The sequence below is a fragment of the Arthrobacter sp. JUb115 genome (assembly GCF_004365035.1).
GTDB lineage: Bacteria > Actinomycetota > Actinomycetes > Actinomycetales > Micrococcaceae > Glutamicibacter.
Map to the genome: position 1 here is coordinate 249,002 of NZ_SOBS01000004.1, position 14,776 is coordinate 263,777.

The window sequence follows — 14,776 nt, forward strand, 5'->3', positions numbered from 1 at the left end:
CTTCTGGATTATGGAATTAATCCGTGTTTGATAGGCATTTATCTGGCTCCGAGTACCGCTGTGCCGATGGCGGCAGCGTTGGGCGTGTCACGCGCCATCGGGGGCTCGTGCTGTGCCGCGCGGGGCCGGCGAGGAATGAACCCGGGGGTACCGCTGTTCTTGATGCAGGGATCCCGGTTATTGCGCGTCGGGCAATCGGGCTGTGTCGCCCGGGCTGGCCGCCGTAAGCTGACCCTACCTGGAAGTCGCGGATGGCTTACTGGGATCATGGACAAAGGTGGAACCCACCGATTACTTCCAGCAGGATTGAGAGCACTCACTTATGAGCATGGAAAGCGCCGCCTGGCATTCGCTATGGAAGCTGTCAGGAGACAAGGGCAAGGCCTACGCTCCAACCACGCCTAAGCGAGTGCTGAAGTTCGCAGCCAGCTACAAGTCCCGGCTGCTGGTCTTCGTCGTCTTCTCCATCTTCGCCGCAGTCCTGGCCGTGATCACCCCGGTGCTCGCTGGACGGGTGGTCGACGAAGTCGTCGCGCAATCCGGGGTGCGGACGATCATCAACTTGGCTCTGGTCATGGCGGGGATCGCGATCCTGGATGCGGTGGTGTCCGTAGTGGTCCGCTGGTTCTCCTCGCGCTTGGGCGAGGGCATCATCTATGACCTGCGCACCGCAGTCTTCGACCATGTGCAGAAGATGCCGGTGGCATTCTTCTCGCGCACCAGGACCGGTGCGCTGGTCAGCCGCTTGAACAATGATGTCATCGGCGCGCAATCCGCCTTCGCCGGAACCCTTTCCGGGCTGGTCTCCAATACCGTGGCGCTGGTGCTCACCGCTGCGGTCATGTTCACCACCTCGTGGCAGGTCACGCTGATCGCTCTGGTGCTGCTGCCGATTTTCCTCTTGCCCGCCCGCCATTTCGGCAGGTCCGTGGCCCTGCTGCGCCGTGAATCCGCGGACCTGAACGCGACCATGGGCAACCAGATGACCGAGCGCTTCTCCGCCCCCGGCGCCACCTTGATCAAGCTTTTCGGCCGTCCCAAGGACGAGTCCGAGCAGTTCGCGCTGCGTGCCGGCAAGGTGCGGGATATCGGCGTCAAGATGGCCATGCGCCAGTTCTACTTCGTCGCCGCGCTGACCCTGGTTGCGGCCCTGGCCCTCGCCCTGGTCTACGGTCTGGGCGGCATGTACGCGGTGCGCGGTGATCTGGCCGCCGGCGACGTGGTGGTCCTGGGCATGCTGCTCACCCGCCTCTACACGCCGCTGACCGCACTGGCCAACGCGCGCGTGGAAATCACCAGCGCGCTGGTCAGCTTCGACCGCGTCTTCGAGGTGCTGGACTTGGAGCCGCTGATTGCCGATGCCCCGAACGCCCGCCGACTCGAGGCCGGGGCGGTGCCGGTGAGATTCAACCACGTGAGTTTCTCCTACCCGAGCGCCGACAAGGTCTCGCTGGCTTCGCTGGAAGAAGTAGCCATCCTGGACACCCGCGGCGGCGAAGAGGTCCTGCATGATATCGACTTCGAGATCCCCGCGGGCCAAACCTACGCGCTGGTCGGCTCCTCGGGTGCGGGCAAGTCCACCATCGCCTCGCTGCTGGCGCGCCTGTACGACGTGGATTCGGGCAGTGTTGAACTGGCCGGCGAGGATATCCGCCAGCTTGAGCTCGATTCGCTGCGTTCGACGGTGTCCATGGTGACCCAGGACGGGCACCTCTTCCACGAGAGCATCCGCTCCAACCTGACGCTGGCCCGGCCCGAAGCGACCGAAAAGCAGATCTGGGAGGCGCTGGAGCGTGCCCGGCTGAAGCCGGTGATCGCTTCCTTGCCCGATGGCCTGGATACCGTGGTGGGCGAGCGGGGCTACCGGCTTTCCGGTGGCGAACGCCAGCGCATGACCATTGCCCGTCTGCTGCTGGCAGCACCCCAGGTAGTCATCCTGGATGAGGCGACGGCGGCCCTGGACTCGTCGAATGAAGCGGCGGTGCAGGCGGCGCTGGGCGAGGCGCTGGCAGACCGCACGGCGCTGATCATTGCCCACCGCCTGTCGACCATCCGCTCGGCGGACCAGATCCTGGTCGTGGAGGGCGGGCGCATCGTCGAGCGCGGAACCCACAGCGAGCTGCTGGCCTTCGGCGGGCGCTATAGCGAGCTGCACGAAACCCAGTTCGCGCAGTAGCACGCCTGTTCGCCGGCTCCATAGGTGTTCCGGCAGCAGCGCGAACTGAGATGCCCGCCTGGGCGGTCGATGCCATCGACTGCCCAGGCGGGCATCTTTGCTTGCGTGCCGGAATCGCCAAGCGCGGCTAGTCCGCCGCGGCCACCAGCTGGCGTCCCAGCTCGCGGGCCGCCTCCTGCAATACCGGCACCGCGCTGTCGATGAAGGCCTCGTCAACGCGGGTCACCGGCCCGGAAACCGAGATGGCCATCGGCGTTGGCGCGCCCGGTACTGGCACGGCGATGCAGCGAACCCCTAGTTCCTGCTCTTCCTCGTCGATGGCGTAGCCGCGTTCGCGGGTGGCCTCGACATCGGTGAACAGCTTGCCCAGGGTGGTGATGGTGTTCGCGGTCTTCGGGGGCATGCCCGCCTGCGAGACCAAACGCTGCACGCGCTCGTCATCCAGCACCGAGAGCACGGCCTTGCCGACCCCGGAATTGTGCAGCATGGCGCGGCGTCCGACTTCGGTGATCATGCGCATCGAGTGGGCTGACTGCACCTGGGCAATGTAGGTGACCATGTCTCCGTCGAGCACCGCGATATTCGCCGATTCGCCCAGCTTCGCGACCAGATCCTTCAGCGCAGGGGAGGCCAAGGCGCCCAGCTGGCGGTTGGCTACCTCGCCCAGCCGGATCAGCCGCGGGCCCAGTGAATAGCGGCGGTTGGGCAGCTGGCGCACGTAGCCCACTCCGACCAGGGTGCGCAGCAGGCGGTGGATGGTCGGCAATGGCAGGGGAGTATCGGCGGCAAGCTCGCTGAGCGCGGCTTCTCCGCCGGCACGGGCGATGACTTCCAGGAGCTCGAAAGCACGTTCGACGGACTGGACGCCGCCGGTGGTGGACTTGCTGGAAGTCTGCGTCATCTTTGCTCCTAATAAAGGCACTGGTTTCGGAAGAGGGCTACGCATTACTTCTACGATGCGAAATCCTAGTCCCAAGAATAGCGCAGAATCAGGCTTTTCTTCCACGATCCGATATTAACTCGGCAAAAATCGTGCCGGGCGCCACAAAACACTCTTGCATTTTCATTTTGAGGATAATAGTATCCACTATACGGAAACTTTTACAGGAGGATCAGATGGCAGCACCAAGCCCGGGATATTCACTCACGCTTCGCGTCCAGACACCTGCGTCGATTACCGCGACCAGCGAGCTGGCCGGCGCGGTCGGTTCGGCCGGCGCGCACATCACCGCCCTGGATGTCACCGAGTCCAACCACACCCACATGGTGGTGGACGTTTCCTGCAACACCACCGACGTGGCCCACGGCGAGACCGTGCGCGCGGCGCTGGATAGCCTCGATGGCGTGAGCGTGCGCAACGTCTCGGACCGCACCTTCCTGATGCACCTTGGCGGCAAGCTCTCGGTGACCCCCAAGGTCGCCCTGCGCAACCGCGATGACCTCTCCCGCGCCTACACCCCGGGTGTCGCCCGCGTCTGCATGGCCATCGCCGAGAACCCTGCCGATGCGCGCAACCTGACGGTCAAGCGCAACACCATCGCCGTGGTCACCGACGGCTCGGCCGTGCTGGGGCTGGGCAATATCGGCCCGGCTGCAGCCCTGCCGGTCATGGAAGGCAAGGCGGCGCTGTTCAAGCAGTTCGCCGATGTCGATGCCTGGCCGGTCTGCCTGGACACCCAGGACACCGAGGAGATCATCATGATCGTCAAGGCCCTGGCACCGGTCTACGGCGGGGTGAACCTCGAAGACATCGCCGCCCCGCGCTGCTTCGAAATCGAGGCCCGGCTGCGCGAAGAACTGGACATCCCGGTCTTCCACGACGACCAGCACGGCACCGCAATTGTCACCCTGGCCGCGCTGCTCAACGCGGTGAAGGTCGTGGACAAGAAGATCGAGGACCTGCGCATCGTGGTCTCCGGGGTCGGCGCGGCCGGCAACGCGATCATCCAGCTGCTCATGGCCCGCGGCGCGCAGAACATCATCGCCTGCGGACGCAATGGCGCGATCACCCGCAACGAAGCCTACGCCGATGCGCACCGCACCTGGCTGGCGGAAAACACCAATCCGCAGAACTTCACCGGCACCCTGAAGGAAGCCATCGCCGGCGCGGATGTCTTCATCGGCGTCTCGGCCCCGAACGTGCTGGACGAAGCCGATATCGCCGCCATGAACGAGCGCGCCATCGTCTTCGCCATGGCCAACCCGGATCCCGAGGTGGACCCGGAACTGGCCGGCCGCCACGCGGCGGTGGTCGCCACCGGGCGCAGCGACTTCCCCAACCAGATCAACAACGTCCTGGCATTCCCAGGTTTCTTCCGCGGGCTGCTGGATGCAGGCGTCACCGAGATCACCGACGCCATGCTCTTGGCCGCCGCGGACGCCATTGCCGCGCGGGTCAGCGAATCAGAGCTGAACCCCGGATTCATCATCCCGTCGGTATTCGACCCACAGGTCGCCTCCGATGTGGCCATGGCAGTGCAGGACGCAGCCGCCGCCAAGTAGGCGCTGCGCAGCAAGACCTTAGGGTGCATGTCAACGCACCCTTCATTGGAACAGAGCACAAGAAGTTAAGGAACAACCCATGAGTATTGAAATCACCAGCATCCCCGACGCCGCCGATGCCCAGCAGATCCTCTCGGGCGAAGCGCTGGCCTTCATCGAGAAGCTGCACCAGAAGTTCGCTGGCACCCGCGATCAGCTGCTGGCCGCACGCGGCGTGCGCCGCCAGCAGTTCTCCGATGCCAAGTCCATCGACTTCGATCCGCAGACCGAATCCGTGCGCACCGGCGACTGGAAGGTCGCCGAAGCCCCAGAGGCGCTGCGCGACCGCCGCGTGGAGATCACCGGCCCGGCCTCCCCGGCCAAGATGGCCATCAACGCGCTGAACTCCGGCGCCAAGGTCTGGCTGGCCGACCTGGAAGATGCTTCCACTCCGAGCTGGTTCAATGTCATCGATGCGATCTCCAATCTCTCGGCCGCCGCCCGGGGCACCTTGGCCTTCACCGATGCGAAAACCGGCAAGTCCTACGCGCTGCGCACCGACGCCCCGCGCGCGGTCGTGGTGGTCCGCCCCCGCGGCTGGCACCTGCCGGAGAACAATGTGCTCATCGACGGCAATCCGGCGGTCGGTGCACTGGTCGACTTCGGCCTGCACTTCTTCCACAATGCCAAGGTGCTCGCCGAATCGGGGCAGGGCCCGTTCTACTACCTGCCGAAGATGGAGCACTACCTGGAATCGCGCCTGTGGAACGAGGTCTTCACCTTCGCCCAGGCCGAGCTGGGCATCGCCCACGGAACCGTGCGCGCCACCATGCTCATCGAGACCATCCCGGCCGCCTTCCAGATGGAGGAATTCCTCTACGAGCTGCGCGAGCACGCCTCTGGCCTGAACGCGGGCCGCTGGGACTACCTGTTCTCCATCATCAAGACCTTCCGCGAAGCCGGCGAAGCGTTCATCATGCCCGACCGCTCGGCCGTATCGATGACCGCGCCGATGATGCGCGCCTACACCGAGCTGCTGGTCAAGACCTGCCACAAGCGCGGGGCTTTCGCCATGGGCGGCATGGCGGCGTTCATCCCGAACCGCCGCGAACCAGAAGTTACCGCCGCCGCCTTCGACAAGGTCCGCGAGGACAAGTCCCGTGAGGCCAACGACGGATTCGACGGATCCTGGGTCGCCCACCCTGACCTGGTTGAGCTGTGCAAGGAGATTTTCGACGCGAAGCTCGGCGAGAAGCCGAACCAGATCGGCCGCCAGCGCCCGGAGGTCGAGGTCACCGCGGCCCAGCTGCTGGACGTGGCCAGCGCTCCTGGCGATGTCACCGAGGCCGGCGTGCGCGCCAACCTCTACGTGGCCGTGAACTACGTGGCCGTGTGGCTCTCGGGCAACGGCGCGGTCGCCATCCACAACCTGATGGAAGACGCCGCCACCGCGGAGATCTCGCGCTCGCAGATCTGGCAGCAGATCCGCAACCAGGTGGTCGCCGCCGACACCGGCAACACCATCACCGCCGAACTGGTTGCTGGCATTCTCGCCGAAGAGGTTGAACGCCTGCGCGCGGAGGTCGACAATGAAGAGCACTTCAACGCCTACTACCAGCCGGCAGCGGAACTGATCGCGAAACTGACCAGCGGCAAGGACGAGGATTTCGCGGACTTCCTCACCACCCCAGCCTACGAACTCTTGGAAAAGGAATACGTGACCAAGCCATGAGCAACACCTTCGATGAGTCCACGCTTGCCAGCGTAGAAGCAAAGCTGGCCGCCACCGACCGGCTGCTGGAAACCTCCTACCCGGGGGATACCGGAGCCCGCCAGCCGATCCATACCGTGTACGTCCCCGGGGACAAGTACACCGTGGACCTCCCAGAACGTTGGGGCCACAACGCAGTAGCCACTGCCGGAGGACTGATTGGCCTATCCGCCTTGGCGGCCAAGCTCAAGCTGGCCGAACCAGAGCGCTTGGCGGAACTGGTTGGCGCGAAGCTGGCAAGCGAACCCATCGAAGATCTGCGCCTCGATTTCGAGGACGGCTACGGCAACCGCACGGATGCCGAGGAGGACGCCGCAGTGCTTGCCGCGGCCGACTCGGTATCCGCCGCGGTGGCCGCCGGCAAAGCCCCGGCCTGCATCGGCATCCGCTTCAAATGCTTCGAAGCACCCACCCGGGCCCGCGGGATCCGCACCCTGGACCTGTTCATCACCCGGCTTCTGGCCAACGGTCCGCTGCCCGAGGGCCTGCGCCTGACCCTGCCCAAGGTGACCACCGTGGCCCAGGTCGAGTCCATGGTCTACCTGGCCGAGAAGCTGGAAGAAGCCCACGGGCTGGAAGCCGGACGCATCCGCTTCGAAGTGCAGGTGGAAACCCCGCAGGTCATCCTGGCCGCCAACGGAACCCATCCGGTGGCCCAGCTGATCGCCTCGGGCAAGGGCCGGGTATCCTCGCTGCACTACGGAACCTACGACTACTCCGCGTCGCTGGGCGTGGCCGCCGGATACCAGTCCATGGAGCACCCGGTAGCGGACTTCGCCAAGGACGTCATGCAGGTGGCCGTAGCCGGCACCGGGGTGGAACTGTCCGACGGCTCCACCAACATCATCCCGGCCGGCGACCCGGAGAACATTGCGGCCGCCTGGGAACTGCACGCCCGCCTGGTCTCCCGCCACCTGTCCCGCGGCATCTACCAGGGCTGGGACATGCACGAGAATCAGCTGGTCACCCGTTACCTGGCCACCTTCGCCTTCTTCCGCGAAGGCCTGCAGGCAGCCGGAACCCGGTTGCGCAACTACGTCCACCAGATCAACTCGGCCATCATGGACGAGCCGGCCACCGCACGGGCCCTGGCCCGCTACATCCACCGCGGGGTGGCCTGCGGTGCGGTCAGCGCCGACGAGGTCACCGAACTAGCCCAGATCACCCTGCCCGAACTCGAGGCGATCGCCTTGAACCGCTCCCACGCCTAAGGACAACACCATGACTGTTCCAGCCATCCAGAACTCCTCGTCGTACTACTCGGACTTCGGCGGCCACCCGCCGCAGAGCGATCTGCTCACCGACCGGGCCATCGTCACCGAGGCCTATACCGTGATCCCCAAGGGCGTGCTGCGCGACATCGTCACCAGCGTCTTCCCCGAGTGGACCAACACCCGTGCCTGGGTGCTCAACCGCCCGGTCGCCGGCGGGGCCACCACCTTCTCCCAAGCCATCGTGGAAGTTGCCCCGGGCGGCGGCGCCACCAAGCCGGAGCCGCAGGCCCAGGTGCAGGGATTCATCTTCGTGCTCACCGGGCAGCTGACCCTTCTCATCGAGGGCACCGAACATGTGCTGGTGGACGGCGGCTTCGCCTACCTGCCAGCCGGCGCTACGTGGTCCGCCCGCAATGACGGCACCGAGACCACCAGCTTCCACTGGCTGCGCAAGCGCTACGAAGTGCTTGAAGGCGTCGCCGCACCGGCTCCCGTGGTGGGCAATGAGCGCGACATCGAACCTGGCCCGATGCCGGGCACCGATGGCAAGTGGCGCACCACCCGCATGCTCGATCCCAACGACGTGGCCTTCGACTTCGGCGTGAATATCGTGACCTTCGAACCGGGCGCATCCATCCCGTTCGCCGAAACCCACGTCATGGAGCATGGCCTGTACGTGCTTGAAGGCAAGGGCGTGTACCGGATGAATGGCGACTGGGTCGAGGTCGAAGCCGGGGACTACATGTCACTGCGCGCCTTCTGCCCGCAGGCTTGCTACGCCGGCGGCCCGGAGAACTTCCGGTACCTGCTCTACAAGGACCAGAACCGCCAGATCGCGTTGTAAGCGTTCATTTCCAGAGACTGCCGGGGCCGCACCCCGCGCTGACCCGCCGGCCATCGGCGCACCGTGTCCATTTCATGTTCCAGTGATGTTTCTTTTGCTCGGACATGGTGGGCTGACGGCAGGGTCGCGCGGGATGCGGCCTTCGGTTTTGGCGACCCGGGGCTGTTTCGTGAAGATCCAAGGATCACTTGGAACCGCTCATCGAAACCATCGGCAATACCGGGCGTCATCCCGGCAATCGCGGGGAGCACGGAATCGTCCAACGTTGGACGGGTTGGAATTGGGACTCATCACTGGAGTCGCGGGCAGCACTTGAGTTATTTCCGAAGGCTTGGCCTGTTTGGGACGTGCCCCTATGCACCGGGCGCGAACTGGATGCGAACGCGGCTCGATGTTGCAGGTCGAGACGGGGCAGCGGATGCCCTCGTTGCCAACTCGCAGGCATCAGTGCCGCAGCAGCTAGAACTCTTCAGCGTCAACCTTGGCCGGAGCATCTGCTGCATCGCTGCTCAAAATCAACCGCCGTTCCAAACGGGTGAGATTTCCCGGCGAAGGATCAAGTCGTGCTGGTTCCAAGGCGGCCGCTAATGCCGCGCCAACCGCTTCCTCGTCCAAGTTCATTCCCACGGCGACCAGCGCGTCATTGGCCGGATCGCTGTGGGCCGCTGCTTTCGCGAAATGGATCTGCCGCCCGACCATGTTGACCAGGAAGCGCTGCGCGCCGCGATCGGTGCGCAGCTTCACATGCCCCTTGAGCCGGTAGGCCGCAGCAGGCGGGTGCTCCAGCAGGTCCAAGATGGCACCCGGATCCGCGGCCTCGGGGCAGCGCACCGTCACCGCGTTGGCGTGCGAAGCATGCTCGTGGTCGTGGTGCGGGCGGGAGGCAGCCGCCAACGGCAACTCGTCGATCGGGTCTTCGTTCAGGGCGATGTCGAAGACCAGCTCGGGGTCTATGGCGGCGTGCGACGCCGGGATGATGGCAACGTGCGGGTTGATTTCGCGGATCCGTCCGCTGATCCTGGCCAGGACCGCGTCGCGGTGTTCCGGGGCAATGCGGTCCAGCTTGTTGACCACCGCCATGCTGGTGGCGCTGAAGCGGGCCGGGGCCATCGCCGCGGTATCCACGGTGTGCTCATGCTCCACCGCGTCGATCACGTCGATGATGCCGCCGAAGCGTACCCCGTGGGCCTTGCCGAAACGCAGCAGCCGATCCACGTTCAGCGGGTCGGCCGCGCCGCTGGCCTCCACGATGATGGCATCCAGGCGCAGCTTCGGCTGGCCCAGCTTCTCCAGCAGCTCGTCCAGGCCGCTGCTATCGGACAGGCAGCAAACGCAGCCGCCGGCAATGGATTCGGCCGCATCGATCTGGCCGGTGATCAGCCCGGTATCCACGTTGACCTTGCCGATGTCGTTGATGATGACCCCGACGCGGGTACCCGGGCGGGTCAGCAAGCGGTTGAGCAGGCTGGTCTTGCCTGCACCCAGATATCCGGTGAGCACGATGACAGGGATCAATGCCGGCTCCTTTTCACTTCGACAAGCGGGCCGAATCCATTCTCCTTGCAGGGCCAACCGTTGCCGCGTGCTGACACGCCTGCCAGAAGATGGTTACCAGGAAGGCAAAACCGGAATCGGGCCATCGGCCTCGATATGCCGGGCCTGGCCGCGGGCCAGCCATTCGATCAAGCCTTCGCGGTCCGAGCGCACCTTCAGCGCGCCATCGCCGATGACCCATTCGTCGCCCTCTTCGGTCACCAGCGTCATGCCCGGAGCGTTCTTCACGCGCATAGTCCGCACGGCGGCCTCGACGGCGTTCTCCTGGGAATCCGGATCGGCTTCCTCGATGGTCCACGCGGTATCCAGATCATGGTGGTGGATGACCACCTCTGAGATGCGCAGGGCCACGATGGAGGTCGCCGGAATGATCTTGCCGTGAAGGTCCACCTCTTCCACGGCCAGTTCGCCGCTGAGCCGTTCGCACTGCTCGGCGAAGTATGCGGCGGCGTCCTGGAACTTCTTGACCAGTTCCTCGCGCGGCAGGGCCGCCAGCTCGTCGATCTCCGCGTCGCGGGCCTCGCGCGAGGCGTAGAGCTCCTGCGGTTCTCCGCTGGTGGCCCAGTCGATGAGCTTGACCAGGCTCCGGCCGTTGGAGGCCAAGTGCGCAATGACCTGCGCCCGGCTCCAGCCTTCGCACAGCGAGGCGGCGGCCATTTCTTCGGTGGACAGGGTTTCGATCGTGGCCGACATCATCGCGGTTTCGCGGTTGAGTCGTGACAGGTCCGAGTGCAAACGAGCAGTATTGATCATGAAGTCACCCTACCAACGCGGGCGCTCCAGCAGTACGGGTTACGCCATAGATATCGAAAGCGACTCGATTCATATCCGCGCCGTGCGGGCCCTGGCGGTGCCTGGCTGCGACGGCAGGAAGCTGTCCAGCAGAACACGTGCCAGGCATGCTTCTTCAGGAACCAGCAGCCACGTAGCCTAGGGGGAGAAGCAAACGACCAGGAAAGCAGTCCGATGGCGAAGAAAAAGAAGAAGCAGAAGCCCAAGCAGGGGCATCCGGCACGCCTGCAAGAGGGCGTCGTCTCCCTGGACCGGGTGAAGGTGGGGCGCGGCCTGGACGCGCTCACGCCGCAGTTCGTACGCTGGTTCTCCGAGAACCGCGATGACCCAGAACTGGCCCTGATGGTCCTTGCCGCAGTGCGCGAAACCCTGGGCATCTACGCCGAAGTCGTCGGCCTGGACAAGGTTACCGATTTTGATCCGCCCAAACTGCTGGCAGTGCTCAGCTCGATGATTGAATTCGAAGAGGCCGAGAATCCCGATGCCGCCGATAATGGGCTGGGAACCATGATCTATATGGCCTGGGCGGATTACGTCGAGTTCTTGCGCGATGCCGGTCTGTGGGAGCGCGAGGCCGAAAGCCTGGAGTGGTTCCGGAAGTCGCTGGAAGCCCAGGATCCATTCGCCGGTGATGACGGCATCGATGAAAACGATGAAATTGACGAGATCATGGCATCTGACGAGGCCTCTCAAGCGGCCCTGGCTGAAATCGCCGCCATGCGGATCAGCAAGCTGGGCCGTGCCTTCTTGGCTTGGACCCTCACCGAGGGCAAGAATCTGTGGGCCAGCTTGCCGGCGTCTGAATTCTTGGAAACGGCCGCAATAGCGCTCGCCGACCAGCTGCCTCCGGAAGTCCACGAATCGCGCAGGGGCCTGATGGTTGCGGTCGTGCTCTCGGCACTGGAATCGGTCAGCGCCATCAAGCTGCCCGAACAGGGCAAGCCGGAGCGCGGCGTGACGTACGAAGACATCATGCAGCATGAAGACGCCGACTCCTTCGAGCCGAACTTCTACTTCATCCAGGCCTGCCTGGACTCGTTGCTGGAAAAGCCGGAAGGCGGCGATGACGCCAGCCTTGAAGCCTGGGGGCTGGCAGCGTTCTGGATCGTCGAGGGGATCGAAGGCAACCCGCATCGCGTGGCTGACCCGCGAGATGATCAATGGTCGCCAAAGGTATGGGAAACCGCGCATGTGCGCATGCATGAACTGCGCGTACTTGGCCTTATCGAAGATGGCGAAGCGTACTCGGTGCCCACTATCGTCCGCCTGGCGATTACCGACGTTGAACAGGACCTGCTCGATGAGGATGAATTCGACGACACTGATCTCGACGCGATGTTCGGGCCGGACGATGACGAGCCGAAACGTCTGAAGCGCGAAACACCGTATACCGGCAAGGTGCTGCAGCTGAAGCTGACCCTCAAGGACGCCAAGCCGCCGATCTGGCGTCGCGTGCTGGTGCCCATGGACCTGAACCTTGGCGACCTGCACGACATCATCCAAGCGAGCTTCGACTGGTACGACGGGCACCTGCACAGCTTCTACGAGGGTGGCTTCGGCGGCACTTCATATGGTCCAGAGATTGACGACATGGACTACCAGAAGAACGAAGCGGAAACCCTGGTTTCCTCGTTGCTGCAGAAGGAAAAAGACCGCCTGGATTACCTGTACGACTTCGGGGACAACTGGGAAGTGCGCATCGACGTCGAGAAGATCCTGGATGCCGATGGCGGCCAGCTGCCGCGATGCACCGGCGGCCGGCGCATGGCTCCGATGGAGGACAGCGGCGGGATCGGTGGCTGGGAAGCCAAGCTGGATATTCTCGATGATCCGACGGACCCGGAGTACGAGGAAGTGCAAGACTGGCTTTCGAACTTCGGTTACGAAGAGGAATACGAGATCGATCCGGCGTATTTCAACAAGGACGAAGTCAATGCCCACCTGGAGTTCGAGTTCTAGGCGGCTGATTCAAGCCAGTGAAAATGCCCGTGGGTTGCCAAACTTTCAAACTTGGCAACCCACGGGCATTTTTGGTTTTCGGCTGGTTGGCCCTCTGGCCTAGTCGTCGTCTAGCGCGGCTCCATGCGGCGTCGCTCCGCCTTCATCGGTCCAGTCCTGGCCAACTTCATCATTCAAAGCAGGGTCGGAAATGGTATCGGGCTCTTCGGCCTCTGCCTTGTGCAGTCGGGCTTCAGGGTTGTTCTCGCTCATAAATCCATCCCTCTCGTTGCTTGGAATGCCAACCTAGCAAGAACCGCTGGGCATCAGAAGCTGCAGAACCCGCTTTTCAGGAACCCCTAAGGTAAACGTCAGCGCGCTTGGCTCGGGGCCACAGTCGATGCACGGATAACGAGCTTGGGAGTGAAAACGAATTGCTCGCGGACCGCTTGATCGCCCGCTTCTGCTTCGCGCAGCAAGACGTCGACAGCGGTTCGCCCGATTTCTTCTGCTGGCTGGCGCACGGTGGTAATCGGGATGACGGCCGACTCGGCGAAGTCGATATTGTCGTATCCCACCAGAGCAATATCCTCGGGAACACTGAGTTCGCCGGACATCACCAGGGCCTGCAGTATGCCCAACGCGAGCAGGTCGTTGGCCGCAAAGATCCCGTCGGGGCGCTGTGCAGGATCCATGGCAAGAATACGCTCTCCGGCTGCCCGTCCTTCCAGCACAGTCAGGTTCTTGGTAGGCATGTGCTCCAGCACGGCATCCGGGGCTTGGGCCAATACCGATTGGGCTCCCGTTAATCGGTGCTGGACCTGTTCGATGCTCTGCGGTCCGCCGACGAAGGTGATCCGCTTTCTGCCAATGTCCAGCAGGTGCCGTACGGCAATTCTTCCGCCTTCCACATCGTCCACGGAGACCGATGAAAAGCTGCGGTCGCCACTTCCGCGGTCCACCAGCACCACTGGCGTGCCCGCTTCGCGGATCCGCCAGAGCCGGCTCAAGTCGCTGTGCAAGGGGGAGATGAGTACTCCGGCGACGCGTTGCTCTTCGAAGAGATCCAGCAGTTGCTGTTCGGTGCTCAGGGAATTGTCGCTGGCTCCCATCAGCACGGTGTAGCCGTTGTCCAAGGCACGATGCTGGGCGCCCTGGGTGACGTCCATGAAGAACGGGTTGCGTGCATCGAGGACGACGAGCCCGAAGCTCCGGCTGCGGCCGGCACGCAGTTGCCTGGCCGCATCGTTGCGGACAAAGCCGAGCTTCTCGATGGCTGCGGTGACCTTGGAAACGGTGTGTTCGGAAACAACCTGGGGCCGGTTGAGCACGTTGGAGACGGTGCCTACAGAAACGCCCGCCTCGGCGGCAACTTCCTTGACGCTGACGGCCACAGAGCTTTCCTGTTCTTCGGTGAGTTGTTCTTCTGCGAGTATAACTGGCGCACGGATGGGAACTGGAATCCCAACAGCTTTTTGAAAGGATTCAAAAGAATGCGGCATTCGATCGACCGACCGCTTGCAATTCAAGTGTGACCTGCTCTACACTCGAATTTCGAAGCGATTGAAACGATTCATTTTTGTGCAAAGCGAATCGGATCGCACAGTTTTGCCCACCCAGTTCCAGCGCTCCGGAAGAGTAGTACGATGCGAGTTTGCTTTCAATTGCAGGTCAATCCCGACCTGATCGACGAGTATGTGTCGCGCCACCGGGAAGTGTGGCCGCAGATGCTCCAAGCCATCGAAGAAGCCGGGCGTCGCAACTACTCACTCTTTCTGCGCGAGGACGGGTTGCTGATCGGCTATTACGAAACCGATGACGACAGCGCTGCCCAGGCCGCCTTGGACTCCGACCCGCGCACCGCAGCGTGGGAAGCGGAAATGAGCCGATTCTTCCTCAGCCTGGGCGGCCGGCCAGATCAGCAAGCGCCGCGTCTGCGCGAGGTCTTCAATCTCGAAAACCAGCTGGCCGCACTTGCCGCATCCCAGCAGTAGTAGCCCGCAGAA

Annotated in this window: 12 protein-coding genes; 7 read left to right on the plus strand and 5 right to left on the minus strand. The window is 63.7% G+C overall.

Going from position 1 to position 14,776, the window contains the following annotated elements; translation table 11 throughout:
• The first annotated feature begins 322 nt into the window (after positions 1-322).
• Positions 323-2,176: an ABC transporter ATP-binding protein gene (locus EDF61_RS09015; RefSeq protein WP_133833865.1), complete on the plus strand. Its 1,854-nt coding sequence runs from the start codon at positions 323-325 to the stop codon at positions 2,174-2,176.
• 127 nt (positions 2,177-2,303) lie between these two features.
• On the opposite strand, the gene EDF61_RS09020 is transcribed toward EDF61_RS09015, so the two are convergent.
• Entirely contained in the window at positions 2,304-3,077 is a 774-nt protein-coding gene (locus tag EDF61_RS09020; protein ID WP_105656510.1) for an IclR family transcriptional regulator, read from the minus strand.
• 215 nt (positions 3,078-3,292) lie between these two features.
• On the opposite strand from EDF61_RS09020, the gene EDF61_RS09025 reads away from it, so the two are divergent.
• The 4 genes from EDF61_RS09025 (at position 3,293) to EDF61_RS09040 (ending at position 8,486) form a co-directional block, all read left to right on the plus strand.
• On the plus strand, positions 3,293-4,678 hold the full coding sequence (locus EDF61_RS09025) for an NAD-dependent malic enzyme (RefSeq protein ID WP_133833866.1): 1,386 nt from the start codon (positions 3,293-3,295) through the stop codon (positions 4,676-4,678).
• A gap of 79 nt (positions 4,679-4,757) precedes the next feature.
• A complete protein-coding gene (aceB, locus tag EDF61_RS09030) occupies positions 4,758-6,389 on the plus strand; it encodes a malate synthase A (RefSeq protein WP_133833867.1) in 1,632 nt (543 codons plus the stop codon).
• Complete coding sequence (locus EDF61_RS09035) at positions 6,386-7,639, plus strand: DUF6986 family protein (RefSeq protein WP_105656507.1); 1,254 nt, start codon at positions 6,386-6,388, stop codon at positions 7,637-7,639. Before aceB ends, EDF61_RS09035 begins: the two co-directional genes overlap by 4 nt.
• Before the next feature lie 10 nt (positions 7,640-7,649).
• The gene (locus EDF61_RS09040) at positions 7,650-8,486 is read left to right on the plus strand and encodes a bifunctional allantoicase/(S)-ureidoglycine aminohydrolase (protein WP_105656506.1); all 837 of its coding nucleotides are present in this window, start codon (positions 7,650-7,652) and stop codon (positions 8,484-8,486) included.
• Between the two features lie 459 nt (positions 8,487-8,945).
• On the opposite strand, the gene EDF61_RS09045 is transcribed toward EDF61_RS09040, so the two are convergent.
• Together EDF61_RS09045 and EDF61_RS09050 are read right to left on the minus strand one after the other, a co-directional pair.
• Positions 8,946-10,001 carry a CobW family GTP-binding protein gene (locus EDF61_RS09045; protein WP_133833868.1) on the minus strand — a complete coding sequence of 352 codons (1,056 nt, stop codon included), beginning with the start codon at positions 9,999-10,001 and terminating at the stop codon, positions 8,946-8,948.
• A gap of 93 nt (positions 10,002-10,094) precedes the next feature.
• Positions 10,095-10,793, minus strand: a complete 699-nt coding sequence (locus tag EDF61_RS09050) for a maleylpyruvate isomerase family mycothiol-dependent enzyme (RefSeq protein ID WP_105656504.1) — start codon at positions 10,791-10,793, stop codon at positions 10,095-10,097.
• Between the two features lie 213 nt (positions 10,794-11,006).
• On the opposite strand from EDF61_RS09050, the gene EDF61_RS09055 reads away from it, so the two are divergent.
• Positions 11,007-12,791, plus strand: a complete 1,785-nt coding sequence (locus tag EDF61_RS09055) for a plasmid pRiA4b ORF-3 family protein (protein WP_105656503.1) — start codon at positions 11,007-11,009, stop codon at positions 12,789-12,791.
• Between the two features lie 99 nt (positions 12,792-12,890).
• On the opposite strand, the gene EDF61_RS18780 is transcribed toward EDF61_RS09055, so the two are convergent.
• Positions 12,891-13,043, minus strand: a complete 153-nt coding sequence (locus EDF61_RS18780; protein WP_166650735.1) for a hypothetical protein — start codon at positions 13,041-13,043, stop codon at positions 12,891-12,893.
• Between the two features lie 98 nt (positions 13,044-13,141).
• Positions 13,142-14,164 carry a LacI family DNA-binding transcriptional regulator gene (locus EDF61_RS09060; RefSeq protein WP_208294242.1) on the minus strand — a complete coding sequence of 341 codons (1,023 nt, stop codon included), beginning with the start codon at positions 14,162-14,164 and terminating at the stop codon, positions 13,142-13,144.
• Between the two features lie 252 nt (positions 14,165-14,416).
• Between EDF61_RS09060 and EDF61_RS09065 the strand changes: the two genes are divergently transcribed.
• On the plus strand, positions 14,417-14,764 hold the full coding sequence (locus EDF61_RS09065; RefSeq protein ID WP_105656501.1) for an L-rhamnose mutarotase: 348 nt from the start codon (positions 14,417-14,419) through the stop codon (positions 14,762-14,764).
• Positions 14,765-14,776 lie beyond the last annotated feature (12 nt).